24 protein-coding genes are annotated in these 25,566 nt (G+C 73.1%); 9 read left to right on the forward strand and 15 right to left on the reverse strand.

Annotated elements, in window-relative coordinates; all coding sequences use genetic code 11:
- Nucleotides 1-7: 7 nt before the first annotated feature.
- The 3 genes from Q5694_RS28300 to Q5694_RS28310 all read right to left on the reverse strand — a co-directional run bounded on the left by Q5694_RS28300 (nucleotide 8) and on the right by Q5694_RS28310 (nucleotide 2,780).
- Entirely contained in the window at nucleotides 8-502 is a 495-nt protein-coding gene (locus Q5694_RS28300) for a GNAT family N-acetyltransferase (RefSeq protein ID WP_333936254.1), read from the reverse strand.
- A gap of 40 nt (nucleotides 503-542) precedes the next feature.
- A complete protein-coding gene (locus Q5694_RS28305) occupies nucleotides 543-1,151 on the reverse strand; it encodes a DUF1349 domain-containing protein (RefSeq protein ID WP_333936255.1) in 609 nt (202 codons plus the stop codon).
- 99 nt (nucleotides 1,152-1,250) lie between these two features.
- Complete coding sequence (locus tag Q5694_RS28310) at nucleotides 1,251-2,780, reverse strand: aldehyde dehydrogenase (NADP(+)) (RefSeq protein ID WP_333936256.1); 1,530 nt, start codon at nucleotides 2,778-2,780, stop codon at nucleotides 1,251-1,253.
- A gap of 132 nt (nucleotides 2,781-2,912) precedes the next feature.
- On the opposite strand from Q5694_RS28310, the gene Q5694_RS28315 reads away from it, so the two are divergent.
- The 9 genes from Q5694_RS28315 to Q5694_RS28355 all read left to right on the forward strand — a co-directional run bounded on the left by Q5694_RS28315 (nucleotide 2,913) and on the right by Q5694_RS28355 (nucleotide 11,417).
- Complete coding sequence (locus Q5694_RS28315) at nucleotides 2,913-3,686, forward strand: IclR family transcriptional regulator (protein ID WP_010037854.1); 774 nt, start codon at nucleotides 2,913-2,915, stop codon at nucleotides 3,684-3,686.
- Nucleotides 3,687-3,689: 3 nt separating this feature from the next.
- Complete coding sequence (locus tag Q5694_RS28320; RefSeq protein ID WP_333936257.1) at nucleotides 3,690-4,160, forward strand: GNAT family N-acetyltransferase; 471 nt, start codon at nucleotides 3,690-3,692, stop codon at nucleotides 4,158-4,160.
- An 80-nt stretch (nucleotides 4,161-4,240) separates the two neighbouring features.
- Nucleotides 4,241-5,239, forward strand: coding sequence for a hypothetical protein (locus tag Q5694_RS28325; protein ID WP_333936258.1), 999 nt, complete (start codon nucleotides 4,241-4,243; stop codon nucleotides 5,237-5,239).
- Nucleotides 5,239-6,516 (forward strand): sensor histidine kinase, encoded by a 1,278-nt coding sequence (locus Q5694_RS28330; RefSeq protein ID WP_443040957.1) that lies wholly within the window; start codon nucleotides 5,239-5,241, stop codon nucleotides 6,514-6,516. The genes Q5694_RS28325 and Q5694_RS28330 overlap by 1 nt, the downstream gene beginning before the upstream one ends.
- Nucleotides 6,513-7,175: a response regulator transcription factor gene (locus Q5694_RS28335; RefSeq protein ID WP_333936260.1), complete on the forward strand. Its 663-nt coding sequence runs from the start codon at nucleotides 6,513-6,515 to the stop codon at nucleotides 7,173-7,175. The genes Q5694_RS28330 and Q5694_RS28335 overlap by 4 nt, the downstream gene beginning before the upstream one ends.
- 76 nt (nucleotides 7,176-7,251) lie before the next feature.
- Entirely contained in the window at nucleotides 7,252-8,706 is a 1,455-nt protein-coding gene (locus tag Q5694_RS28340; protein WP_333936261.1) for a peptidoglycan D,D-transpeptidase FtsI family protein, read from the forward strand.
- Nucleotides 8,707-9,072: 366 nt separating this feature from the next.
- The gene (locus tag Q5694_RS28345) at nucleotides 9,073-9,669 is read left to right on the forward strand and encodes a SigE family RNA polymerase sigma factor (RefSeq protein ID WP_333936262.1); all 597 of its coding nucleotides are present in this window, start codon (nucleotides 9,073-9,075) and stop codon (nucleotides 9,667-9,669) included.
- Complete coding sequence (locus tag Q5694_RS28350) at nucleotides 9,666-10,499, forward strand: hypothetical protein (protein ID WP_333936263.1); 834 nt, start codon at nucleotides 9,666-9,668, stop codon at nucleotides 10,497-10,499. Before Q5694_RS28345 ends, Q5694_RS28350 begins: the two co-directional genes overlap by 4 nt.
- 84 nt (nucleotides 10,500-10,583) lie before the next feature.
- Complete coding sequence (locus Q5694_RS28355) at nucleotides 10,584-11,417, forward strand: pectate lyase (RefSeq protein WP_333936264.1); 834 nt, start codon at nucleotides 10,584-10,586, stop codon at nucleotides 11,415-11,417.
- A gap of 320 nt (nucleotides 11,418-11,737) precedes the next feature.
- Here the strand turns inward: Q5694_RS28355 and Q5694_RS28360 are convergent, their stop codons facing one another.
- The 12 genes from Q5694_RS28360 to Q5694_RS28415 all read right to left on the reverse strand — a co-directional run bounded on the left by Q5694_RS28360 (nucleotide 11,738) and on the right by Q5694_RS28415 (nucleotide 25,545).
- Nucleotides 11,738-12,835, reverse strand: a complete 1,098-nt coding sequence (locus tag Q5694_RS28360) for a pectinesterase family protein (protein WP_333936265.1) — start codon at nucleotides 12,833-12,835, stop codon at nucleotides 11,738-11,740.
- Between the two features lie 78 nt (nucleotides 12,836-12,913).
- On the reverse strand, nucleotides 12,914-14,224 hold the full coding sequence (locus Q5694_RS28365; protein ID WP_333936266.1) for a pectate lyase family protein: 1,311 nt from the start codon (nucleotides 14,222-14,224) through the stop codon (nucleotides 12,914-12,916).
- A 30-nt stretch (nucleotides 14,225-14,254) separates the two neighbouring features.
- On the reverse strand, nucleotides 14,255-15,046 hold the full coding sequence (locus Q5694_RS28370; RefSeq protein ID WP_333936267.1) for a rhamnogalacturonan acetylesterase: 792 nt from the start codon (nucleotides 15,044-15,046) through the stop codon (nucleotides 14,255-14,257).
- A gap of 118 nt (nucleotides 15,047-15,164) precedes the next feature.
- Complete coding sequence (locus Q5694_RS28375) at nucleotides 15,165-16,514, reverse strand: ABC transporter substrate-binding protein (protein WP_333936268.1); 1,350 nt, start codon at nucleotides 16,512-16,514, stop codon at nucleotides 15,165-15,167.
- 134 nt (nucleotides 16,515-16,648) lie between these two features.
- Entirely contained in the window at nucleotides 16,649-18,169 is a 1,521-nt protein-coding gene (locus Q5694_RS28380) for a glycoside hydrolase family 43 protein (protein WP_333936269.1), read from the reverse strand.
- Nucleotides 18,169-19,014 (reverse strand): PmoA family protein, encoded by an 846-nt coding sequence (locus Q5694_RS28385; protein ID WP_333936270.1) that lies wholly within the window; start codon nucleotides 19,012-19,014, stop codon nucleotides 18,169-18,171. Before Q5694_RS28385 ends, Q5694_RS28380 begins: the two co-directional genes overlap by 1 nt.
- Nucleotides 19,011-20,186 carry a Gfo/Idh/MocA family protein gene (locus Q5694_RS28390; protein ID WP_333936271.1) on the reverse strand — a complete coding sequence of 392 codons (1,176 nt, stop codon included), beginning with the start codon at nucleotides 20,184-20,186 and terminating at the stop codon, nucleotides 19,011-19,013. Before Q5694_RS28390 ends, Q5694_RS28385 begins: the two co-directional genes overlap by 4 nt.
- A 127-nt stretch (nucleotides 20,187-20,313) precedes the next feature.
- Nucleotides 20,314-21,210, reverse strand: a complete 897-nt coding sequence (locus Q5694_RS28395; protein ID WP_443040956.1) for a carbohydrate ABC transporter permease — start codon at nucleotides 21,208-21,210, stop codon at nucleotides 20,314-20,316.
- Nucleotides 21,207-22,142, reverse strand: a complete 936-nt coding sequence (locus Q5694_RS28400) for a carbohydrate ABC transporter permease (RefSeq protein ID WP_333936272.1) — start codon at nucleotides 22,140-22,142, stop codon at nucleotides 21,207-21,209. The genes Q5694_RS28395 and Q5694_RS28400 overlap by 4 nt, the downstream gene beginning before the upstream one ends.
- 108 nt (nucleotides 22,143-22,250) lie before the next feature.
- On the reverse strand, nucleotides 22,251-23,981 hold the full coding sequence (araD, locus tag Q5694_RS28405) for an L-arabinonate dehydratase (protein WP_333936273.1): 1,731 nt from the start codon (nucleotides 23,979-23,981) through the stop codon (nucleotides 22,251-22,253).
- Nucleotides 23,978-24,889, reverse strand: coding sequence for a dihydrodipicolinate synthase family protein (locus Q5694_RS28410; RefSeq protein ID WP_333936274.1), 912 nt, complete (start codon nucleotides 24,887-24,889; stop codon nucleotides 23,978-23,980). The genes araD and Q5694_RS28410 overlap by 4 nt, the downstream gene beginning before the upstream one ends.
- Complete coding sequence (locus Q5694_RS28415) at nucleotides 24,886-25,545, reverse strand: GntR family transcriptional regulator (RefSeq protein ID WP_333936275.1); 660 nt, start codon at nucleotides 25,543-25,545, stop codon at nucleotides 24,886-24,888. The genes Q5694_RS28410 and Q5694_RS28415 overlap by 4 nt, the downstream gene beginning before the upstream one ends.
- Nucleotides 25,546-25,566: the final 21 nt, after the last annotated feature.

The following is a 25,566-nucleotide window of genomic DNA, read 5'->3' on the forward strand; positions in this document are numbered from 1 at the left end:
GGCCCGCTCACGCACCGGGCAGGGCGAGCCGCATCCGCAGGTGGTGCCGGCCCGGTCCGGCCGGCTCGGGCACCCAGCCCTGCCGCCGGTAGAACGCCTGCGCCCGCAGGTTGCCGACGTGCACGTCGAGGACCGCCGTCCGCCTGGCGTCGGCGCGCCACTCCTCCAGGCAGGCGGCGTGCAGCGCGGTGCCGGCACCGCGTCGCCAGTGGCCGGCGTCGACGTGGAACTGGAACAGGGTGACCTCGTCCGCGGGGGCGCCCTCGGCCGTCCGGAAGGACGCCAGGCCGGTCATGCGCCCCGCCTCGACGACGCAGAGCACCCGTCCGTCCGGCCGGGTGATCGCCGACTGCCAGGCGGCGTGCCAGTCGGTGCCGTCCTGCGGGATCCCGCCGGGGTAGTACGTCGCCCGGGCCCGCGCGTGCAGCGCGACGACGTCCGCCAGCTCGGCGGGCAGGACGGTGCGGATCAAGCGGTGCGGACCCACTCGGTCATCGATCACGGAACGGAGGACGTGCGGAGTGCGGGCGGCGGTTCCCGGGTCAGCCGCCGTCGCGCAGGTCGTCGGGCCAGTGCGGGCGGAAGGCGAGGTGGTCGTAGGTCACCACGCAGCCCTCCCCCATCGGCGACTGGGTCATGAAACCGACGAGGGCCGCGCCGGTCTCCTTCTCGCCGCCGAGGGTGAACAGGCGGACGAAGGTCCAGCGTTCGCCGTCCCGGGAGGCGTGGAAGGCGAAGGCCCGGCCGGTGCGGCTGACCCGTAGCCAGACGGAACTGCCGTCCACCGTGAAGGAGTTGGCGTCGTCGGAGTGGCCCCGCGTGACGACGGTGCAGACGGTGGGGACGTCCGGGGAGTACTCCAGGCAGAGTTTGGCCCAGGCTCGCTCGCCGACGTGCACGTACAGCACGCCGGCGTCGAAGGCGGCCCCGAAACCGACCGTGACCCGGGCGATCAGCTGGAAGTCCCCGTCGGGTTCCCCGAGCAGCCGTGGCGCGTCCGAGGCGGGGTCCAGCCCCTCGCCGGTGGGCGGCACGAAGCGGTCCTGCCGGGCGCCGGCCCACCCGGTGAGCACACCGTCCTCGTGGGACCAGTGCCCGTCGGGCCCGTAGGAGCGCAGCGGGAACGGGAGTTCGGGAATCTGGAGATCCATTCGGCGAAGTCTCCCAGGTCCGGCCCGAGGGGGCGCGCAGAACCGCGCGAACGACCAGGACGCTCCGGCAGCCCGCGCCGCGCCCGCGCCCCGCGGCGCCTACCGCTCCAGACGCCCGTTGAACCGCCGGGGCAGCCCCAGCGGGTTGTCGTCCCGCAGCTCCGGCGGCAGCAGCGCCTCCGGCGTGTTCTGGTAGGCGACCGGCCGCAGCCACCGTTCGATCGCCGTCCCGCCCACCGACGTGGACGTCGACGTCGTGGCCGGGTAGGGCCCTCCGTGGTGCTGGGCGGGCGCGACGGCGACGCCCGTCGGCCACCCGTTGACCAGGACGCGTCCGGCCAGCGGCGTCAGCTCCTGCACGATCTCGGCGCCGCGGCCCTGTCCGGCCGCCTCCTCCTGCGACAGCTGCACGGTCGCGGTGAGGTTGCCCGGCAGCCGGGACAGCACCGCCTTGACCTCGGTGTCGTCCTCGTAGCGGGCCACCACGGTGACCGGGCCGAAGCACTCCTCCAGGAGCAGGTCGTGCTCGCCCTGACGGGCCAGCCTGCTCGCCGGGACGGTGAGGAAGCCGGCGCTGACGGTGTGCTCGCCGCCCGCGCCCGGAGTGACCGGGGAGTCGACGTCGGGCAGTTCGGCCCGTTCCGCGACACCGGCGACGAAGTTGTCCCGCATGCGGTGGTCGAGCAGCACGCCGGCGTCGGTGTCGCTGACGGCGTCGGTCAGGGACTTCAGCAGCGCGTCGCCGGCGGCGCCGGACGGCGCCAGGACCAGGCCGGGCTTCACGCAGAACTGGCCGACGCCCAGGGTCATGGAGCCGGCCAGGCCCGCGCCGATCTCCTCGGCACGCTCGGCGGCCGCGGCCTCGGTGACGACCACGGGGTTGAGGGAGCCCAGCTCGCCGTGGAAGGGGATCGGCACGGGACGGGCGGCCGCCGCGTCGAACAGCGCGCGTCCGCCGCGCACGGATCCGGTGAACCCGGCGGCCGCGACCAGCGGGTGCCTGATCAGCTCGATGCCCGCCTCGAAGCCGTGCACCAGACCGACGACGCCCGCGGGGACGTCGTGCCGGGCGGCGGCGCGCCGCAGCACCTTGGCGACGTACTCGGACAGGCCCGGGTGGTCGGGGTGGGCCTTGACGACGACGGGGCAGCCGGCCGCCAGGGCGCTGGCGGTGTCTCCGCCGGGCACGGAGAAGGCGAAGGGGAAGTTCGACGCGGAGTAGACGGCGACGACACCGAGGGGCACCTTGTAGCGGCGCAGGTCCGGGATCGGCGGGGTCGCGGTGTCGTCGGGGTGGTTGATCACGACGTCGAGGAAGGCGCCCTCGTCGACGATGTCCGCGAAGGCCCGCAGCTGGTAGCAGGTGCGGGCGAGTTCGCCGGTCAGCCGGACCGGGCCGAGCGCGGTCTCCGCGTCGGCGGTCTCGACGAGTCCGCCCCTGGCCGCTTCCAGTTCGTCCGCCGCGGTGCGCAGGAAGGCCGCACGAACGGTCCGGTCGGCCAGGGCGCCCCGCGCCTCGTGGGCGGCACGGACGGCGGCGTCCACCTCCTGGGCTGTGGCCTCCACCGCAACCTGTTCGCGCTGCTTCCCGGTTCGGGGGTCGACACTCCAGACTGGTGCTGCTGCCACCGCGGGTCCCTCCACACATGTCATGCCGCAGTTCCGGGTCATTCACCAGGGATGTTCGATATACTGAACGCTGTCTCTGATGATGAATACGCTGTGGAGACTATTTCCCGTCGAACGAAGGGGTCAAGGGCGATGTCGGCTGGCGAGACGGGCGGCGGGGCGCAGGTCAAGTCCGCGGTGAGAACGGTCGAACTGCTCGAGTACTTCGCCGGGCGGCCCGGTATGCACTCCCTCGCGGCGGTCCAGGAGGCCGTCGGGTACCCGAAGTCCAGCCTCTACATGCTGCTGCGCACCCTGGTGGAGCTGGGCTGGGTCGAGACCGACGCGACGGGCACGCGCTACGGCATCGGCGTGCGGGCGCTGCTGGTGGGCACCTCGTACATCGACGGCGACGAGGTCGTGGCGGCGGCCCGGCCGACCCTGGACCGGCTCTCGGACGACACCACCGAGACGATCCACCTGGCCCGCCTGGACGGCACGAACGTGGTCTACCTGGCCACCCGCCAGTCGCAGCACTACCTGCGGCCCTTCACCCGGGTCGGGCGGCGGCTGCCCGCGCACTCGACCTCCCTCGGCAAGGCGCTGCTGAGCACGTACTCGGACGAGCAGGTGCGCAAGATGCTCCCGGAGACGCTGCCGGCGCTGACCGAGAACACCATCACCGACCGGGAGAAGCTCATCGAGGAGCTGCACCAGGTGCGGGAGCAGGGTTTCGCCGTGGACCGCGAGGAGAACACCCTGGGGCTGCGCTGCTTCGGCGTGGCCATCCCGTACCGCACGCCGGCGCGGGACGCGATCAGCTGCTCGGTGCCGGTGGCCCGGCTGACCCCGGCGCACGAACAGCTGGTCAAGGACGCCCTGTTCGACGCGCGGGACCGGCTGACCCTGGCGACCCGGAGGCTGTGAACCGTGGAGGTTGCGCTCCGCCCCGTCCACGACAGCGATCTGCCCGTCTTCTTCCGGCAGCTGAACGATCCCGAGTCGCTGCACATGGCGGCCTTCACGCCCGAGGACCCCGCCGACCGGACCGCCTTCGACGCCCACTGGGCGAGGATCCGCTCCTCCGCCGACGTGCTGCGCACCGTCCTGGCCGACGGTGACGTGGTCGGCAGTACGGCGGTGTACGGGGAGCCGGGTGAGCGGGAGGTGACGTACTGGATCGACCGCGCCCACTGGGGCAAGGGCATCGCCACGGCGGCGCTGCGGGCGCTGCTGGCCGAGGTCCCCGAACGCCCCCTGTACGCGCGGGCCGCCTCGGACAACGCGGGGTCGCTGCGCGTACTGGACAAGTGCGGGTTCCGCGCGGTGACCTCGGCCCGGGGCTTCGCGCGGGCCCGGGGCGCGGAGATCGACGAGACCGTCCTGGTCCTGGAGGGCTGAGGCCGTCTCCCCCGCGCGGCGGAGGCGGATCGTCGTCGCGCAGGAGGTGTGGCCGGCCGTCGCCGCGCGAGCCTGGTCGCATGACGCAGCCGCCCGCTCCGCCCGCCACTGCCCGACCCGCCACCCCCACCGGCCGCACGCGGCGTGTCCTGCGGGCCGTGGCCGTCGTCTCCTGTGTGCCGTACCTCGGGCTCAAGGCCGCCTGGCTCGCCGGGAGTCACGTCGGCGTCCCGGAGGGCAGCGCCCTGCTCGACGACCGCGTCGGCATGGCCGTGGTCAACGGCCTGACGGTCCTGCTGGACAGCGCGGTGATCGTGCTGGCCCTGGTGCTGACCCGGCCGTGGGGGTTGCGGGTGCCCGCCTGGCTGATCGCGCTCCCCGCGTGGGCCGCCACCGGGCTGCTCGCCCCGATCATGGCCGGCTTCCCCGCGCAGCTGGCCGTGCGGGCGCTGGGCGGCGGGGGCGGGCGGCCGGCGGAGCGTGCGGTGTTCCTGCACGAGTGGGTGTTCACCGTCGTGTACACCGGCTTCCTCCTCCAGGGGCTCGCGCTGGGCGGGCTGTTCGTCCTGTACGCGCGGGACCGCTGGGGGTGGCTGTGGCGCGGGCGGGTGCGGGAACTGCCCGTCGGTGCCGCCGCGCCCGCGTACCGTCTCCTCGCCGTCGCCGCGTCCGTGCTGGCCCTGTTGCCGCTGACCCTGCACGTCCTGTGGGCCTGCGGCGTCCCGGCCGGGCTCCGGGCGGCGGACCGCACCGCTGATTTCCGGGTCCTGGCGGCCCTCTTCGCGCTGTTCCTGCAGGCGGCCGTGGCCGGTGCCCTCCTGCTGGCCTTCCGGCGCGGCGGGGGGCTTGCGGTGGGTGTGCCGCTCGCTCTCGCCTGGGTCGGCTCGGCCGCCGCGGCGTGCTGGGGCGGCTGGCTCTCGCTGGCCTGTCTCGGCGGGATGGAGGACATCGCCGACCGTCCGACGCCGCTGACGAGCCTCGCCTACGCTGGGCAGATGCTCGTGGGCCTCCTCGTCGCCGCCATCGGCGCCCACCACGTGGCGGAGCGTTCGGCCGGGGCAGTACGGCGGGCGGCGTGATCCGGGCCGCCCGTCCGCTGTTCGGCCGGCGGGCCCGCCTGCGCTGGGTCCACCTGATCCTCGGCGGAGCGCTCGCCACGCCGTACGTCCTGGTCGGCTCGGTGATCATCGGTCCGGTGACCGGGTCGGCGGACGTCTTCGGCTCCTTTCCCCTGCAACTGGCCTCCTTCGCCGTGGGTCTGCCGCTGGCCGTCCTCACCTCGCTGTTCCCGCTGACCCGGCCGCTGGAGGCCGCCGCCGTGCGCTGGCTGTGCGGGGTCGGCCCGGACCGGCTGGCCGCGGCCCCCGCCCGGTCGCGGGGCGAGAAGGGGCGTACGGCGGCCTGGTTCACACTGCATCTCGGCCTCGGCGGGATCATCGCCGGGATGACGCTGGCCCTGCCGCCGTTCGCCGTCGTGCTGATCCTGCTCCCGGCGGTCTCCGCGGTGCGCGGCAGCCGGCTCGGGCTGCCCGAAGTCCTCGACCACACCTGGGCGCTGGCCCTGGCGCCGGTCGCCGGGGCGCTGTCGCTCGCCGCACTGGCGGGCTGCGCGGCCGGCTGCGGGGCCCTGCTGGCCCGCTGGGCGCCGCGGCTGCTCGGACCCACGGCGCAGGACCGGCTCGCCGCCGCCGAGGCACGCGCCGCCGACCTGGCCGTGCGCAACCGTCTGGCGCGCGAGCTGCACGACTCCGTCGGCCACGCGCTCAGCGCGGTCACCCTGCAGGCGGGCGCCGCCCGGCGGGTGCTGGACTCCGACCCCGAGTTCGTGCGCGAGGCCCTCGCCGCGATCGAGGACACCACCCGGCGCACGGTCGGCGAACTCGACGCCGTCCTGGGCGTGCTGCGCGAGGCGGACTCCCCCGGCACGGCGCCGGCGCCCACGCTCGCCGCCGACCTGGACGGCCTGCTGCGGCGCACCCGGGCGGACGGGCGGCGGGTGAGCGCCACGGTCGCCGCCGACCCGGGGAAGCTGCCCCCGCTGGTTTCCCGTGAGGCCTACCGGATCGTGCAGGAAGGGCTGAGCAACGCCCTCAAGCACACCGGTGAGCGGGCCGCGGTGCACGTGCGCGTCACGGCCGCGGGCGGGGATCTGGAGATCACCGTGGAGAATCCGCTGACCGGCCCGCGCCCCTCCCGTCCCGGCGGCGGCCACGGGCTGCGCGGCGTCGCGGACCGCGCCCGGCTGCTGGGCGGGACGGCGACGGCCGGACCGGTCGGCGCCACTTGGCGGTTGCACGTCCGCCTGCCGATCGAGGGGCCCGCACCCGGCGGGCCCGCGCGAAAGGACCCCGTATGAACGCGCCGTCCCCGATCCGCGTCGTCCTCGCCGACGACGAGCGGATGGTCCGCACCGCGCTGCGCGCCATCCTGTCCGCCGAGGCGGACATGGAGGTGGTGGGCGAGGCGGCCACCGGTGCCGAGGCGGTGTCGGTGGTCCGCGAACTGCGGCCGGACGTCGTCCTGATGGACGTCCGCATGCCGGGGACCGACGGCATCCGGGCCACCGAGCGGATCCTGGCCGCCGTGGACGAGCCGCCGCGGATCGTCGTGGTGACGACCTTCGAGAACGACTCCTACGTGTACGACGCCCTGCGCGCGGGTGCCGCCGGGTTCCTGCTGAAGCGGGCGGACGCCGACGCCCTCGTGCAGGCGGTCCGGCTGGTGGCGCGCAGCGACAGCCTGCTGTTCCCGGCGGCCGTGCGCACCCTGGCGACCGAGCACGCCCGCGCGCACCGGGCGCCGCCCGCGTGGGTGGCGCGGCTCACGGCCCGTGAGAAGGAGGTGCTGCGGCACATGGCCGGGGGGCTGACCAACGCGGAGATCGCCCGGCGCATGGAAGTGGGGCCGGCCACCGTGAAGTCGCACGTGGCGGCCGTCCTGGCGAAGACGGGCACCCGGGACCGCACTCAGGCGGTGATCGCGGCGTACGAGGCGGGCTTCCTGAACGGCGGATGAGAAAGCCGGGCCTCCGGATGAGAAAACGGGACGGACGGGAACGATCCGCCCGGCGTCGTTCGTCTTTCCGATCGTCATGAACAAGACGATCAGGCGCGCCTCGGCCTTCACCCTGCTGCTCGTACTGGCCCTGCTCGTCAGGGCGACGTGGGTGCAGTTCTACGAGGGCCGGGCGCTGGCAGACGACAAGGACAACCGGCGGAACGCGATCGAGACGTACTCGGCGCCGCTCGGCAACATCATCGTGGGCGGCCGGTCGGTCACGGGCTCGGCCCGGACGACGACGGGCGACCTCGCGTACAAGCGGACCTACACGGACGGCAGGCTGTACGCGGCGGTGACGGGCTACGCGTCGCAGGCGTACGCGCCGACCCAGCTGGAGGGCATCTACACGGACCTGCTCAACGGCACGGACAGCCGGCTGAAGTCGGTGATGGACACCCTCACCGACCGGCGGGCCGACCCGGGCAACGTCATCACGACGATCGACCCGGACGTGCAGGAGGCGGCGTTCGACGCGCTCGGCGACAAGAAGGGCGGGGCCGTCGCCATCGACCCGAAGACGGGCAGGATCCTGGCGGCGGTCTCGACCCCCTCGTACGACCCCTCGTCGCTGACGGACGCCAACACCGCGGGGGCGGCCTGGAAGAAGCTCACGACGGACCCGGACAAGCCGCTGGTCAACCGGGCCCTGCGGCAGCCGCTGCCGCCCGGCTCGACGTTCAAACTGGTCGTGGCCGCGGCGGCGCTGGAGGACGGGCTGTACGCGTCGGTCGACCAGCGCACCGACAGCCCCGACCCGTACACGCTGCCGGGCACGACCCGGGTGCTGACCAACGAGAACCCCGCCGCGCCCTGCACGAACGCCACCATCCGCACGGCGCTGCAGTACTCGTGCAACAACGTCTTCGCCAAGATGGCCGTCAAGCTCGGTCAGGACAAGGTGAAGGCGATGGCGGAGAAGTTCGGCTTCAACGACGACCGACTGGACGTGCCGGTGCGGGCCTACACGAGTGTGTACCCCTCGGACATGTACCCGTCGCAGACGGCCCTGACGGGTATCGGCCAGTTCGACGTCACCGCGACCCCGCTGCAGATGGCCATGGTGTCGGCGGCCATCGCCAACGGCGGCAAGCTGGCCGCGCCGCACATGGTCGACCGGATCACCGACAGCGGCGGCGACGTGCTGCGGGACTACGGCGACGCGGACTCCGAGGAGATCCTGTCGTCCTCGACCGCCGAGCAACTGCAGTCGGCGATGCGGACGGTCGTGGAGAAGGGAACCGGCACGAACGCCCGGATCCCGGGCGCGACCGTCGGCGGCAAGACGGGCACGGCCCAGCACGGTGAGAACAACAGCCAGGTGCCGTACGCCTGGTTCACCTCCTACGGCACGTCCGACTCGTCGGGCAAGGAGGTCGCCGTGGCGGTCGTGGTCGAGCAGTCCGACGCGGCCCGCTCGGAGGTGAGCGGCAACGGCCTGGCGGCACCGGTGGCCAGGGCGATCATGCGAGCGGCGCTGGCGGACTGAACCCGCGCCGCCCGAAAACCGTCTGTAGGGACGGGACGGGTCGCCTCCTTCCCCCCGGAGGCGGCCCGTCCTGCGCTCCTTCGCTCCCGGGAGCTGCTCGATCGGGTCGATGGCGAAGTGGACCGGGAACAGGGCCGAGGGTTCCCGTACAGCAGTCGGCTTCCTCGCCTGCACCTTCATCAAGACCGTTCTCGGCCGGGACAGGGCCGCACGTTGTTCGAAGCCCTGTACGAAGCGGTCGAACGCCGCTGCTACGCTTCCGGATCGCGTCCGGGTCCTCCCCCGGATGCTCACATGTCAGCTACATGACACTCACACCCGCCCCGGCCCCGGGGTGCCCGGAACCGCCGCGAGGGGAGGTCGCCCGTGGGGACAGTCGTCGACGACGCCGCCTCCGTGGAGTTCCACGCCTTCTTCGAGCGCCACTACGCGGAACTCTCCCGCCTGGCCCACCTGTTGACGGGTGAGCCGGACACCGCCGACGACCTGGCGGCGGACGCGCTGCTGGCGCTGTGGCATCGCTGGGACCGGGTGCGCGCCGCCGAGCATCCGGCGGCGTACGCCCGGGGCGTGGTGGCCAACCTGGCCCGCTCGCGCATCCGCAGCGCGGTGCGCGAGCGGCGGCGCGTCGCCCTGTTCTGGTCGCAGCGCGAGGAGAGCACCGAGAACCCGGACGTGGCGGGCGCGGTCGACGTCCGGGAGGCCCTGCGCAGGCTGCCGTTCCGCAAGCGGGCCTGTGTGGTGCTGCGGCACGCCTTCGACCTGTCGGAGAAGGACACCGCGCTCGCCCTCGGGATCTCGGTGGGTACGGTGAAGAGCCAGACCTCCAAGGGGATGGCCGAACTGCAGCGGTTGCTGGGCACGCAGGGCGTTCCGCAGCGGATGCACGCGGAGCTGGACGCCCGCCGCCCACCCGCCGGGCAGGGCGCAGGCGCCGGTGAGAGCGGAGGGAGGGTCCGATGACGGTGCCGCGTGACGTGCACGAGGACCTGCGCACCCGGCTGCGCGAGGCGGCCGGGGGGCACCGGCCCGACCGGGAGCGCATGCTGGCCCGGATCGAGCGCGGCATGGCCGCTCCGGCGGGGTCCGGCCACCGGGCGGTGCGCGGGCCGGTGCGGGGCTGGATGCGGGTGGCCGGGGCGACGGCCGCGGTCGCCGGCGTGCTGGTGGTGGGTGGATACGCGGTGGCGTCCGCGGTGCGGGAGGAAGCCGCTCCGCCGCAGCGGGAGGTGGCGACGTCAGCGGCGCCCTCCCCGGCGCCGAAGGCCACGAGCCGGGCACCCGTGCCGCCCGCCGGCCCCGAGCCGAGCCGTGCGCCCGGGCGCCGGGAGTCCGCGCCTGCGCCGTCGACGACGCCGAGTGCCTCCGGGCGGCCGTCCGTCACCGCCGAGGACGGGCCGCTGTGGTCGGACGGATCGGTGGACCCGCACAGCAACGACTTCTGGGCGCAGAGCAACCTCACCCTCAAGACGCGCGAGCAACTGACCGCGCTGACCGTGCGGTTGAGGATCGCCCAGACCGGTGGTGTCGCAGAGACGGGAGCCTGGCGCACCCTGCCCGAGGAGGACTTCACCCTCACGGTCGCCGAGCGGGACGGCTTCCTGGTCTACACCTGGACGCTCAAGCGGGGCAGGACGGTCCCGGCGGGCGAGTGGGTGTTCGCCGGGCAGTACGACCACGAGCGCGGCCGGCGTGACGCGGGAGCGGACCGCTGGTCGGTGACGGCGCGGGCCGGCTCCCGGCCGCTGGCCGTGGGCGGCGACTTCGCCGCCGTGGACGGCGGCGGCTCATGAGGATTCTCCGGGCTCACGGCAACCCTTTCCCCTGCCGGTGGCGACCACTGTGCGCAAGCGCCACCACCATCGAGGAATCGGTTCATGACTGCACCAGCACCACAGCCCGTCCGCCATCGCCGCCGCGTCACCAAGCGGCGGGCCCTGATCGCCGGGGTGTCGGCGTTCGGCATCACGGGAGCCGCGATCGTCACGACGTCGCTGCTGTCGACGGCCGGTGCCGCGTCCTCCTGGCCGGCGGACCGGGGCGAGACCCCCGTGCCGAAGACCATCGCGGTCTCGGGGGTGCGCGACGGCGGGATGAAGATGTTCCACGGCACCGGTGCCCTCGGCGGCGGCAGCCAGGACGAGAACCAGGACCCGCTCTTCGAACTGGCCGACGGTGCCGTCCTGAGGAACGTGATCATCGGCAGCCCGGCCGCCGACGGCGTGCACTGCAAGGGCAGTTGCACCCTGCAGAACGTCTGGTGGCTGGACGTCGGCGAGGACGCGGCCAGTTTCAAGGGCACGTCGCCCTCGGCCGTGTACCGGGTGACCGGCGGCGGTGCGCGCGACGCCGACGACAAGGTGCTGCAGTTCAACGGCGCCGGCACGCTGGAGGTCTCGGGCTTCCAGGTGCACAACGCCGGGAAGCTGGTCCGTTCCTGCGGCAACTGCAAGACCCAGTACAAGCGCACGATCGTGCTCAGCGACATCGACGTGACCGCACCGATGAAGTCGATCGTGGGCGTGAACGCCAACTACGGCGACACCGCCACGCTGTCGGGGATCCGCATCCACGGGGACACCAAGAAGAAGATCAAGACGTGTGTGCGCTTCCAGGGCAACAACACGGGCAAGGAACCCAAGGAGCTGACGCCGTCCGGCCCGGACGGCAAGAGCTGTCTGTTCAAGACCTCCGACATCGGCTACTCGTGAGACCCCGCCCCCACTGAGGCCCCGGCCGGCCCCGGTCCCCCCTGGGGTCCGCCGGTCGCCGGGGCGTCCGGCCCCCCAGCCGGCGCCCCGGCAGCCACGGCCCTCCGGAGCCCCCCTCCGGACGGCCGGCGCAGCACCGCCCGAGCCCCCCTCGGCCGGTCTGCCGGACGCCCCCGCCGGTTCGCACCCGGCGGGGGCGTCGTCTTCTCACGGCTGACGTCGCTCGGCGTCCGAGCCGGTGCCGGTGGACCGAGTTTCGGCGCTGACGACGCCGGGCGGAAGGCCGGCAGGTGCCCTCGACGGTCTGCCCGGTGCGCCGTTCAGACCGGCCGCCAGTCGCCGAGCCAGACCTGCCGGGTGTGGGCGCGGGCCTGGTCGGAGGTGAGCCGCGGGCGGTTCTCGGGCACCGGGACCGCGGCTCCGGGGCCGGTGTTGCGGTACTCGGCGAACCGCATCGACTGCCAGGGGTGGGCGCTCGACATGTCGGCGTAGGGCGCGGCCGCGTCGATGCCCGGGCCGAGCCGGGTGTCGCGGACGGTGAGCATGGGGCGGGCGGTGCGGTCGGAGCTGGGCACCCAGGGGCGGGCCAGCTTGTAGAAGCCGTCGGGGGCCTCGCTGCTGACCCGGCTGCGGGTGACGAGGTGGCCGAACGGGGTGGTGCCCGCCGTGGAGGGCGCGAACACGAAGCCGTAGGGGGCACCGGGCAGGTCGTGACGCGTCAGGGTGCGGAAGTGGCAGTGCTCGAAGACGGCGGTGGCCCTCCCGAAGACGAAGTCGACGTCGCCCTCGGCGTAGCAGTGCGCGAAGTACTGGCGGGCGACGGTGCCGAGGGCCATGGAGTCGGCGTACAGGGTGTCCTGGTGGCCGAGGAAGCGGCAGTGGTGGAAGGCGGACCGGTCGCCCTGCACCTTGAGGGCGACGGCCTGGGTGCCCGTGACGCCGGGGTGGTCGGCGCGCAGCCAGTCGTTGGCGAAGGTGATCCAGCGGGCGGTGAAGTCGTCGGCCTGCACGGTGGCGGTGGCGGAGCCGGTCGTGCCGAGGGTGCCGCCGCCGGGCCTGGGCGTGCCGGCCGCGTTGTCGTACACGATCACGACGTCCCGGGCGTTCTCGCTCGCTCCGATCCAGGTCATGCCCGTGCGGGCCGGATCGACGGCGACGGTCTGCCGGTAGGTCCCCGGGGCGATGACCAGGGTGTGCCCGGGGCCGTCCGCCGCGGCCACCGCGTCCCGGACGGTGGTGACGTCGCCGGCGCCGCCGGGGTGCACGTACAGGGTCGCCGGGGTCAGGCGGGCGGCCGGTGAGCCGAAGCGGCCGAACGGGCGCTTCGGGCCCACGGCCCGGGCGGGGACCGCGGCCGGGCCGAGCGCTGCGGCGGCCGCGGCGCCCGCGGTCAGGAATCCTCTTCTCGACACGGGCATGCGGGTGCTCCTTCGGGGTCGGCGCGAGGGGGCCGGGGCGGACGGCGGGGCCGCCCCGGCCGGGACGTGGGGCGGGCGTCAGCGGATGCGGCCCGCGCCCGCGCGCTGACCGACGATGCCGGGCACGGCCTTCGGCGGGTGCACCACGGTGCGCAGGGTGGGCGTCCAGCCCGCGCCGGTCTGCAGGGTCTCGCCCGGGATCTCGGCGTTGTGCACGGCGACGAGGTCGGTGCGCCTGCCGTTGACGTAGTTGTCCGCGGCGGTGAGCGGGGCCTCGCTCCACTTCTTGAGGATCTTCGCCGGGCTGTGACCGGGGGCGAGGGTGAAGGCGTTGTGCTCGGCGACGAGCCGGGACTCCTTGCCGATGCCGTAGACGTACCCCCACTTCTGCCCCTTGGTGACGACGAAGTGGTTGTTGTACGAGTCGACCTGCCCGAAGCGCACCCGTGGGGCCCGTTCGACGATGCCCTCGAAGCGGTTGTGGTGCAGGGTGACCTTGAGCTTGCCGGTGTCGTCGGCGGTGGCGCTGTCGCTGTTGCCGATGAGCATGGTCTTGTCGTGGTCCCTGAACGAGTTCCAGGACACGGTCACGTGGTCGGAGCCGCGCACCACGTCCAGCAGCCCGTCGTGCTGCTGGTACACCTTGCCGAAGTACGCCGGGAGGGAACTGTCCGGGTAGCGCCCGTCGGTGAGCGTGTTGTGGTCGATCCACACGTGGGTGGAGCCGTACACCACCACTCCGTCGTACTCGGAGTTCCAGGCACCGGTGTTGCCGTCGTCGGTCGGGTCCCACTGGGGGAAGCAGTCGACCGGTGCCTCGAGGGTGAGGTTGCGGACGATGACGTTGTCGACGCTCCTGATCTGCAGGCTGCCGCCGCGGATTCCGGAGTTCTCGCCGACGCCGATGACGGTGGTGTTGGCGGGCACGTTCGCCTTGACGGCCGCGTTCTGGCGGGCGGCCGACGCGGCCCGCAGGTCCTCCTGCTCCCCGCTGACCGGCTTGTCGTGGCCCCAGACGGCCGGGTCGTAGGCGGCGAGGTACTTCCCGAGGTCGTAGCCCTCGGCCGCGAACGCGTCGCAGCCCTGGGAGACGGCGTCGATCATGCCCTTGACCTTGATGATCTTCGGGTCGGATCCGCCCTCCTGCAGGGCGGCCCGGAACTGCTCCCAGGTGGTGACGGTGCGCACGTGGGCGGCGTCGGCGGTGGCGCCGCCCGTGGTGCCGGTGCCGTACGAGCCCCAGCCGTCGCCGGCCGGGAGGGTCTGGCGGGCCGGGTCCCGCGGCTGGGCGTGGACGCCCGTGCCGCTCAGCGACAGCACGAGGGCGGCGCATCCGGCCACGGCGACCGCTCTACTGATGACATGATCATGACACTCACGGACGTTCATGGTGCGGCTCTCTTCCTCTTCGTCGGGGGTTCAGGCGGACGGCTGCGGCCAGATGATCCAGGACTCGGGCACCGGCTCGTCCAGCCGCCGCACGTCGCGCGGCGCGAGCACCCTCGTCCGGAGCAGTTCCCCGGCCACCAGCCGGGCCACGGCGACGGCGCCCCGCGGACCGAAGTGCGTGTCGTCCCGCTCGGCCGCCGTCCAGTCGAAGTACTTCTTCGTCTCCTCGGGGCCGAGCCGCTGCCACAGGGCGAGGGACAGCGCCTGGACGTCGAGCAGCGCGACCCGTTCGCGCGCGGCGAGCGCCCGCACGGCGGCCGGGTACTCACCGTGCGTCGGCAGGGCCCGCCCGGCGGCGTCGAACCTGCGCCGCTCCACCGAGGTGGCCAGCACCGGCCGCGCCCCGCGGGCCCGGGCCCCCTCGACGTACAGCCGCAGGTGTTCCTGGTACGTCGACCAGGGCTCGGTGTGGCGGGTGGGGTCCTCCTTCTTCTCGTCGTTGTGGCCGAACTGGACGAGCAGGAGATCGCCGGGCCGTGTCACCGACAGGACGGCGTCGAGCCGGCCCTCGTCGACGAAGCTCCTGGAACTGCGGCCGTTCACCGCGTGGTTGGCGACCACCAGGCCTTTGCGGAGGAAGAACGGCAGCGCCGTGCCCCACCCGGTCTCGGGTGCGGCGTCGGCGTACTTCTGGGCGGCGGTGGAGTCACCGGCGATGTGAAGGGTACGGCGGCGCTCGGCGGCGCGAGCGGTACCGGGCAGGGACGACGCGAGCGGCACGGCGGCCGCGGCGACGGCGACCCGTCGACGGCTGAGGGACATGTGGAGCACCTTTCCAGCGGAGGGGACCGCCTCGATCCGGAGGGGCGGGGAACCCCGCGACCAGCCGGGGGCGGCCGGCACCCGGCACACGGCAGGCCGCCCCCGATCGTCACCGCACCTACGCCTGCTGCTCGTTCCACTCCTTCTGCGCGGCGTTCAGCTGCTCGGCCACGGTGTCCAGGAACGCCTGCGCGCTCATCTTCCCGAGCAGCACCTTCTGGAAGTTCGGCTCGTTGTCCGCCTTGGAGATCGTGTTCCAGTCCGGCAGGTAGTACGGCAGTTGCACGATCGACGTCGACCCGTCCGACAGCGCCTGTGCCGCCAGCTTCGTCGGCTCGGCCTTCGCGATCCACGCGTCCTTCGCCGCGTCGGTGTTGGACGGCACCTGGCCCGCGGCCTCGTTGAACTTCGAGTTCGCCGCCCGGGAGGTGGCGAACTCGATGAACTTCCAGGCGGCCTCCTTGTTCTTGCCGCTCTTGAACAGCCCCAGCCCGTCGACCGGGTTGGAGACCTGCACGCGCTTGCCGCCCGGCCCGGTCGGCTGCGGGATGCCGCGGAACGTGCCGGCGCCGAGGGCCTTCAGGTGGTCCTGGTACGACCCGAGGTTGTGGTTCAGCATGCCGATCGTGCCGGAGTCCCACTGCGCGACCATCTTCGTGAAGTCGTTGTTGAGGTCGGCGGCCGGGGTGACCCTCTTGTACAGGCCCGCGTACTTCTTCAGCGCCGTGACGTTCTTCGGGTCGTTGAGCGTGGTCTTGTCCCCGCTGGAGTCCCAGAAGGAGGTGATCCCGGACTGCCCGTACATGGCGTCCAGCGCCTGCGCGATGGAACCGGCGCCGCCCCGGATCGTGTAGCCGAACTCGTTCTTCTTCTTGTTCGTCAGCCTCTCGGCTGCCGTGAAGAACCGCTCCCACGTCGTGGGCTCCTCCAGCCCGGCCTTCTCGAACAGGTCGGTGCGGTAGTACAGCACGCCGTTGTTCGCGGAGGTGGGGACCGAGTAGAGCTTGCCGTCGCCGCCGCCGGCCGCCTTCAGCGACTCGACCATGTCCTTGTTGAGCCTGCCGTCGAGGGAGGATCCGGCCAGCCGCTCGTCGAGCGGTTCCAGCGCGCCCTGCGCGGCGAACCCGGCGATCATCGCCGATCCGACACCGCCGACGTCGGGCAGCCCGCCGCCCTGGAGTGCGGTGTCGACCTTCGACTGGTACTCGGTGGCGGCGATCCCGACGTACTCGACGTCGATGTCCGGGTTGGCCTTCTCGAAGTCGGCGATGATCTCCTTCCAGATCTCGGTGCGGACACCGCCGTTGTTGTCCCAGAAGACGATCTTTCCCTTGCCGCTGCCCTCGGCGCCCTTGTCGCCGCCCGCCCCGCTGCCGTCGTCACCACAGGCGGTGGCGGTCAGCGCGAGCACGGCCCCCAGGGCGACGACCGTGGCGGCGCGCCTGCTTCTGCGATTGCTGATCTTCATTGGTCGGCTCTCTTCTTCTTCCGGATCCAGCGGAACTCGAGGGTGTGGGGGGACGGCGGTGGGCGTCGGGGCTCTCTGCAAGCGCTTGCTACGGGGGTGCGTCATTGCGGCTCCCAACAGGCGTGCGGGGTGCGTCACAGGGGCGTGACGGTGAACCGGGTGAAGGTCGCGGCGCCGGCGTGTCCCGGGCCGGTGGGCGCGAGCGCGAACAGGCCGAGCAGGGCGCCGACCCAGCGCCACGCGGTGGCGGCGAAGACGGGGCCGGACGGCCGGAAGCCGTCGCCGGTGTCGGCCGAGAAGCGGCAGCGTGCGCCCGGACCGATCTCGACGCGCAGCCGCGCCCGGCCGTCGGGGGCGGGGCGGGCGTGTCCGGCGTCCCGCTCCCCGTCCGCGACGGCTTCGGCGAACCGGTGCACCAGGTGCACGGCGCCGTCCGCGCCCCGCTGCAGGCCGATCCAGCAGTAGGCGTCCCCGAGCACGGCGAGTCCCGCCCGCGCGCCCGTCTCGTGGCTGTCGAGCCGCAGTTCCACCTCGGCCGTGCAGGGGGTGCCGGGCAGCCGCTGGGTGAGGACGTGGGGCAGTCTGCGCAGGTCGTGGGCGTCGCCCGTGCGGACGCAGGTCAGCCGCAGCCCGTCCCCGGAGTGCTGGGTGGCCCAGCCGTCGGCGGGGTTGGCCGTCCACTGCCACTGCCGGCCGTGGCGTCCGCCGGGGAAGTCGTCGTCGGTGGCGGGGGCGGCGGGCGGCTGCGGCGGCAGGGCGGGCCTGCGGTGCGCGGTGACGGGGGCGCCGTCGTCCCCGAGGACCGGCCAGCCCTCCTCCCAGCGCATGGGCTGCAGGTGCACGACCCGGCCGTAGGGCCCGCGCTGCTGGAAGTGCAGGAACCAGTCCTCGCCGGACGGAGTGCGCACCCAGCCGCCCTGGTGGGGGCCGTTGACTGCGGTGTTCCTCTGCTCCAGCACGATCCGCTCCTCGTAGGGCCCGAAGAAGCCGCGTGAGCGGAAGGCTCCCTGCCAGCCGGTCTCCACGCCGCCCGCGGGGGCGAGGATCCAGAACCAGCCGTCGTGCCGGTAGAGCTTGGGGCCCTCCAGGGTGAACCAGCCCGGAATGCGGTCGCCGTCGACGATCACCTCGCCCTCGTCGAGGAGTCCGGTGCCGTCGGGGCGCATGCGGTGGCCGGTGAGGCGGTTCTTGACGCCGGAGCGGGACCTGGCCCAGGCGTGCACCAGGTAGGCCTCCCCGGTCTCCTCGTCCCACAGGGGGCAGGGGTCGATCAGCCCCTTGCCCGCCTTCAGCAGGTGCGGGCGGCTCCAGGGGCCCCTGACGTCTGGCGCGTTGATCTGGAAGACGCCCCGGTCGGGGTCGCCCCAGAAGATCCAGAACCGTTCGTCGTGGTACCTGAGGGACGGTGCCCACACGCCGTGGTCGTGCCGGGGTGCCGCGAACTCCTCCGCGGGTTCCAGGCGTTCGAGGGCGTGGCCGATCAGCGTCCAGTTGACCAGGTCGCGCGAGTGCAGCAGCGGCAGGGCGGGGGCGCGGCCGAAGCTGGAGGCGGTCAGGTAGAAGTCGTCACCGACGCACACGACGTCCGGGTCGGACCAGTCGGCGTCGAGGACCGGGTTGGTGTAGGTGTCCGCGTCCACGGGCGTTGCGGGCATCACGGGCTCACCGCCTTGCGGACGAGAAGGGCCGCGGCGTCCCGGTCGAGGCGGCCGTCGGCGACGACGGTGACGATCCGGCGGACCGCTGTTCCGCCCGGCGGAATCGGCAGCCGGTCTCCGCAGGCCAGCGAGGAGCCGACACCGGGGTACTCCTCGGTCCGCACGAACCACGGGTCGCTGCGGGTCCGTTCGGTGGCCCCGGCGAAGACCAGGGTCCAGCCCGCTCCGGCCAGGGCGAGCCAGTCGGCGCTCCTGCCGTGCACCTCGGCCTCGCCCTCGCCGTCGGCCGTGAACACCCGCGGCGGGGCGGCCTCCTTGCGGGCCCGCCAGAAGAAACCCCCGTAGGCGGCGCCGGGGCGGCCGTTCGTCGCCGGGCTGCCGAGGGACAGGGGGCCCTCGGTGACGTTGGTGAGCGAGAAGGTGAGGTCCAGCGCCCAGGCCCGGTCGGTGAGTCCGGCGGCGGCGACGGTGCGGCGCTCGCGCAGCAGTTCGCCGCGCGCGGCGACCCAGCGCAGCTCCTGGACGAAGCCGTCCGGGTCGCACAGCTGGAAGGCGACGTGCCGCTGCGAGCCGTGGTTGTCCAGCTCGGTCGGGCCCCGGTCGCGCACGTAGGTCCGCCCGCCCCAGAAGTTGAACCCCTCGACGTCGGGAACGGCGACACCGACGCCGAGGTGGTGTGCGTGGTCGGCCGGGCCGGACTCGGTCACGGCCGTGCCGGCCAGGGTGGTCACGGGGTGCAGATAGGGGCGCGGGGACAGCCGGGCGGGCAGTTCCGGGCGGGTGACGTACCGGGCGACCGGCCGGCCCGCGACCCGCAGGACGGTGGTGTCGTTGCCGGTCATCGGAGGTTCACCTCGTTCGGCAGGGGCTCGGCGGCCGGGGTCCAGGGGGCGCCGAGCTCGGAGTAGAGGGAGAGGGTGTCGGCGGCGGCCGCGACCAGTCCGTCGATGCCGGGCACCACGCGGCGGTTCTCGCCGGGAACGCGGTGCCAGGCGGTGTCCGGCAGCGGGACCGGGTCGGGGGCGGTGCGGACGGCCTCCACGACCTTCATGAAGGCACCGGTCGCCTCCGGCGGTACCAGCAGGGCTGCGCCGGTGGTGAGGTGCGCGAGGAGGTTCTCCAGCAGGTCGGTGCGCTGGTGTTCGAACTCCTGGGGGCCGTGCCCGGCGCGCTGGAGCAGCACCCGGTCCTGCTTGTACCAGAAGGTGATCCGGCCCCTGCTGCCGTGCACCAGTACGTACGGCTCGTCCGCCCGCTCGGCGCACAGGGTGGCGGCGACGGTGACCGGGTGGCCCTGAGCGGTGGTGACGCGGACGCAGGAGGTGTCGTCGGACTCGATGGCGTTGGCCCGCAGCAGTTCCGTCTCGACGGCGAGGACGTCCTCGGCGCGGTTGCTGCCGCCGAGGGCGAGCGCGGTGGCGACGGCGTGGGCCAGCGGGTTGGTCAGTGCCCCGTCGATCACGTCGGTGCCGTTCATCCGCCGCTTGCCCGCCCAGGGTGCCCGGCGGAAGTAGTCCTCGTCGCGGACCCAGGCCCCGGCCCCGCCGAGCCCGGCCAGGGTGCCGATGGCACCCTCGGCGATCAGGGCGCGGACGGCGGGCAGGGCGTGCGAGCCGAGCGACTGGAAGCCGATCTGGCAGGCGACCCCGGCCGCGGCGACCCCCTCGGCCATGCGGCGGAACTCCGCGTACGAGGGGGCGGGCGGCTTCTCCAGCAGGATGTGCACCCCGCGGCCGGCCGCCGTGAGGGCGAGGTCGGTGTGGGTGGGGATGGGCGTGCAGATCACGGCGATCCGGGCGCCGGTGGAGTCCAGCAGCGCGCCGAAGTCGCAGGACTGCTCGGGTGCGCCCAGGCCGTCGAGTTCCCGGCCGGTCAGCGGCGTCAGGTCGCAGACGCCGGCCAGCCGGACCAGGCCCCGCTGCTGCAGGCGGCGGATGTTCTCGACGTGCCAGCGGCCGTGGCCGCGGGCACCGGCGAGGACGACGGGCACGGGGCTGCTCACAGGTGCGGTCATGGGGTCGATCATGCGGCCGGTCACGGGATCCTCCCCGCTCCGGCACCGCGGGCCGGGGCGGGCCCGGCTGCGGCGGTGCGGTCCACCCCGCCGTACGGGGCGCTCGTCCGGCGGGCGTACGGCGTCCTCATCCCTTCACCGCCCCGGCGCTGAACCCGGTGATGAGCCACTTCTGGATGAAGGCGAACACGATCACGACCGGCACGGCCGCGATGATGCCGCCCGCGGCGAGCGCGCCCAGGTCGACGCTGTCGGCGCTCATCAGGGAGTTGAGACCGACCGGGATCGTCTGCTTGTCCTGGTTGTTGAGGAACATCAGGGCGAACAGGAAGTGGTTCCAGGAGTGGACGAAGGCGAAGGAGCCGACGGCGATCAGGCCGGGTCGCAGCAGCGGCAGCACCACGATCCGGAAGGCCGTCATGCGGTTGCAGCCGTCCACCCAGGCCGCCTCCTCCAGGGAGTACGGCACGTTCTTGATGAAGTTGCTGATCAGGATGATCGACAGCGGCAGCTGGAAGACCGTCTCGGCGAGGATGACACTGCCGAGCGAGTTGATCATCCGGAGTTCCGCGAAGATCTCGAACAGCGGCACCAGCAGCAGCGCGCCGGGTACGAACTGCGAGCACAGCAGGGCCAGCATGAACCCGCGCTTGATCCTGAAGTCGAACCGGGCCAGGGCGTAGCCGCCGGCCAGCGCGACCAGGGTCGTCATGACCAGGGTGACCACACCGACGAGGACGCTGTTGGCGAAGTAGGTGCCGAAGCTGCGGTCGGTCCACACCTTCTCGAAGTGCTCGAAGGTGACCGGCCAGGGCACGAGCGAGGTCGAGCCCGCCGGGCGCAGCGAGAACAGCAGGATCCAGTAGAAGGGGACGAGGGTGAACAGCAGGTAGATGCCCAGGGGCAGGTAGATCTGCCAGCGGGGCGCCTCGTCCCAGGCGCGGTTGTTCTTCACGGGCCGCGACGGGCCGGGGGTGGCGCGCACGGGGGCGGGCGCCGTCCTGGTGGCTTCCTTCACGCTCACTTGTTCTCGCCTCCGAACTTGCTCAGCCGCAGGTAGACCATCGAGCAGAAGAGCAGGATCACGAACGCCACCGTGGTCAGGGCCGACGCGTAGCCGAAGTTGTGGGCGTCGACGGAGGTGTTGGCGATGTACAGCGGCAGCGTGGTGGTCTCGCCCGCGGGTCCGCCGCCGGTCAGGGTGTAGAGCAGGTCGACGTTGTTGAACTCCCACACCGCGCGCAGCAGCGTCGACAGGATGATCGCGTCCTTCAGGTGCGGCAGCGTGATGTGCCAGAACTGCTTCAGCCGGCTGGCCCCGTCGACCTCGGCGGCCTCGTAGAGGTCCTTGGAGACGGACTGCAGGTCGGCGAGGATGAGGATCGCGAAGAACGGCACGCCCCGCCACAGGTCGGCCACGACCGCCGCCGGGAACACGGTGGAGGTGTCCGACAGCCAGCTGGTGCCGTAGGAGCCGATGCCCAGGTCGGCGAGGTAACGGGTGATGCCCGTCTGGGAGTTGTAAAGCAGCACCCAGATCGCCGAGGTCAGCACGCCGGACACGGCCCACGGGGAGAACACCAGGGCGCGCCCCAGGCCCCGGCCCACGAAGGTCTGGTTGACGATGAGGGCCAGCGCGAGACCGAACAGCAGCTGGAGCCCGACCTCGACGAAGACCCACTTGGCGCTGAAGACGAGGGTGTCCCAGAAGACGGGGTCCTCGGTGAACGCGTGGACGAAGTTGTCGAAGCCCGCGAAGCCGTTCCGCCAGGGCTTGGTGGGGTTGTAGTTCTGCAGGCTGTAGTAGAAGACGCTGATGACCGGGTAGGCGATGAAGCCCAGCATGAGCAGGGCGGCCGGTGCGATCAGCAGGTACGGGAGCCTGCGCGGGGTGGCGGAGGCACGGCGCCGCCGGGGTGGCGCGGGCGGTTTCGCCACGGCTGCGGCTTGGGCCATGACTGTTCTCCGTTCTCGGTACGTCTGTGCGTCGTGCGTCGGGGCGTGCGTAGCAAGCGCTTTCTGCGGAAGCGGGGTCGTGCCGAGGTGCGTGGGCCGTGCGGCCGTTCAGCCCGCGTACGGGTCCGCGACCCGGCCCGGGCGGGCGAGGAACTCGAAGTCGCAGCCGGTGTCGGCCTGCGTGATCTGCTCGTCGTAGAGGGCGCCGTAGCCGCGCTCGTACCGGGTGGGCGGCGGAGTCCAGTCCGCCCTGCGCCGCTGGAGTTCCTCGTCGTCCACGTGGAGGTGGAGGGTGCGCGCCTCGACGTCGAGGGTGATCGGGTCGCCGGTGCGCACGAGGGCGAGCGGTCCGCCGACGTGCGACTCGGGCGCCACGTGCAGCACGCAGGCGCCGTAACTGGTGCCGCTCATGCGGGCGTCGGAGATGCGGACCATGTCCCGTACGCCCTGCTTGAGCAGGTGGCCCGGCAGCGGCAGCATCCCGTACTCGGGCATGCCCGGGCCGCCCTTGGGGCCGGCGCCCCGCAGCACGAGCACGCTGTCGGCGGTGATGTCCAGCCCGGGGTCGTCGATGGTGCGCTGCATGGTCCGGTAGTCGTCGAAGACGACGGCGGGACCGGTGTGCTTGAGCAGGTGGGGCTCGGCGGCGATGTGCTTGATGACGGCGCCGTCCGGGCAGAGGTTGCCGCGCAGCACGGCGACTCCGCCCTCGGCGGCGACCGGGGTGTCGCGGGGCCTGATGACGTCGTCGTCGTGGACGACGGCCCCCGCGATCTGCTCGCGCAGGGTGCCGTTGACGGTGGGCCGGTCCAGGTGCAGCAGGTCGGTGATGCGGGAGAGGAAGGCGGGCAGCCCCCCGGCGAAGTGGAAGTCCTCCATGAGGTACGTCCGTCCGCCGGGCCGGACGTTGGCGAGCACCGGCACGGTGCGGGCGATGCGGTCGAAGTCGTCGAGGGTGAGCCGGACGCCGGCGCGGCCCGCCATGGCGATGAGGTGGATGACGGCGTTGGTGGAGCCGCCGAGCCCCAGCACCGTGGTGACGGCGTCCTCGAACGCCTCGCGGGTGAGGATCCGGGACGGGGTGAGCGCGGTCCAGGCCAGTTCCACGGCACGGCGGCCGGAGGCGGCGGCCATCCGCTCGTGCCCGGAGTCCACGGCCGGGATCGACGAGGCGCCCGGCAGTGTCATGCCGAGGGCTTCGGCCGCCGCGGTCATCGTGGAGGCGGTCCCCATGGTCATGCAGTGCCCGGGGGAGCGTGCCAGCCCGCCCTGCAGCTCCCGCAGTTCACAGTCGGTCAGGTTGCCCGCGCGGTGCTCGTCCCAGTACTTCCACATGTCGGTGCCGGACCCGAGGGTCTCACCGCGCCAGTGGCCCGGCAGCATCGGTCCCGCGGGCACGAACAGCGCCGGGACGTCGGCCGAGGCCGCGCCCATGAGCAGCGCGGGGGTCGACTTGTCGCACCCGCCGAGCAGCACCGCCGCGTCGACGGGGTACGAGCGCAGCAGCTCCTCCGTCTCCATCGCGAGCAGGTTGCGGTACAGCATCGGGGTGGGCTTCTGGTAGGTCTCGGAGAGCGTGGAGACCGGGAACTCCAGCGGGAAGCCGCCCGCCTGCCACACTCCCCGCTTGACCGCCCCGGCCCGCTCGCGCAGGTGGACGTGGCAGGGGTTGATGTCGGACCAGGTGTTGAGCACGGCGATCACCGGGCGGCCCTGGTACTCCTCCGCCTCGTAACCGAGCTGACGCATCCGGGCGTTGTGCGACCAGGTGCGCAACTGGCCCGGGGTGCCGTACCACTGGTGGCTTCTGAGGTCCTCGGGGGACAGGCGGCCGGTCATATGGACCACCCCGCGGCGATCGCGGCGACCTCGGCACGGGCGTCCTGTGCCAGCGGCTTGCTCGGCGGGCGTACCTCGCGACGGCACAGCCCGAGGGAGGCCAGGGCCTCCTTGACGACCGTGACGTTGTCGGCGGAGCCGTTGGCGGCGCGCAGTTCCTCGAAGCGGCGGATCTGCTCCCAGACCTTCATGGCGGCCGGGTAGTCGCCGGAGCGCAGCGCCTCGATCATGTTGAGGGAGACGGCCGGGGCGACGTTCACCAGTCCGGAGGTGAAGCCGGTGGCGCCCGCGGAGAAGTAGGAGGGGGCGTAGGGCTCGGCGAGTCCGGCGACCCACACGAACCGCTCCAGGCCCGCGTCCCGGGCGAAGGCGGCGAAGCCGGCGGCGTCCGGCACCGCGTACTTCACGCCGATGACGTTCGGGCAGGTGTCGGCGAGTTCGGCGAGACGGGCGCCGGCGAGCTGGGCGTTGCGGATGTAGGGGACGACACCCAGTTCGGGCACGGCCTCGGCGACGGCCCGGTGGTAGTCGACCCAGCCGGCCTGGGAGACGTAGGGGTGGACGGGCTGGTGGACCATCACCATCTGCGCGCCGAGCTCGCGGGCGTGCCGGGCGGAGGCGACAGCGGTGGGGACGTCGTGGCCGACGCCGACCAGGACGGCGGCCCGCTCCCCCGCCTCCTCGACGGTCAGCTCCGTGACCAGGCGGCGCTCCTCGGGGGTCAGGGCGTAGAACTCGCCGGTGTTGCCGTTGGGCGTGAGGGTGGTGATGCCGCCGTCGAGCAGACGGCGCAGCAGGGCCCGGTGGGTGTCCCGGTCGACGGAGCCGTCCTCGGCGAAGGGGGTCACCGGAATGGCCACCACGTCGGCCAGGGCGGCCCGCTGGGTCTCGAACGCCACGCTGCTCATTCCTGGCCTTCCTGTTCCAGGGCCGCCTCCGGGAAGGCGCGCTGCACGAAGGACGCGATGTGGGCGTGCAGGGCACGCGCCGCGCCGTCGGCGTCGCCGTCGAGGGCGAGCCGGAGGATCTCCCGGTGCTCGCCGGCCTCCCGTTCCCAGGAGGGCGAGGCGGCCCAGGCGACGGCGGAGACCAGGGCGGCCTGGTCGCGGACCTCGTCGAGCATCCGGCCGAGCAGCGGGTTGCCGCAGGGCAGGTACAGGGCGCGGTGGAACTCCCGGTTGGCCAGGGAGCGTTCGGCGGTGTCGGTGGCGACGTCGGCACGGGCCAGCGCGTCCCGGGCGGCGTCCAGGCGGGCCCCGCGCTGCACGGCCCGCCTCAGCGCCTCGGGCTCCAGCAGCAGCCGGACGTCGTAGACCTCGCGCGCCATGTCCGCGTCCACCATGCGCACCGTGACGCCCTTGTACTGGCTCATGACGACCAGTCCGGTGCCGGCCAGGGTCTTCAGCGCCTCGCGCACGGGTGTCTTGGACACCCCGAACTGCGCGGCGAGCTCGGTCTCGACGAGTGCCTGTCCCGGCGTCAGCCGCCCGGTGAGGATGCGGTGTTTGATCCCCTCCAGCACGTACTGCGTGCGGGAGGGGATCGGCGTGGGCACAGAGGTCATGCGCGCCTCTCGGATGTCGCG

Origin of the sequence: Streptomyces sp. AHA2 (assembly GCF_036857595.1) — a bacterium.
Lineage (GTDB): Bacteria > Actinomycetota > Actinomycetes > Streptomycetales > Streptomycetaceae > Streptomyces.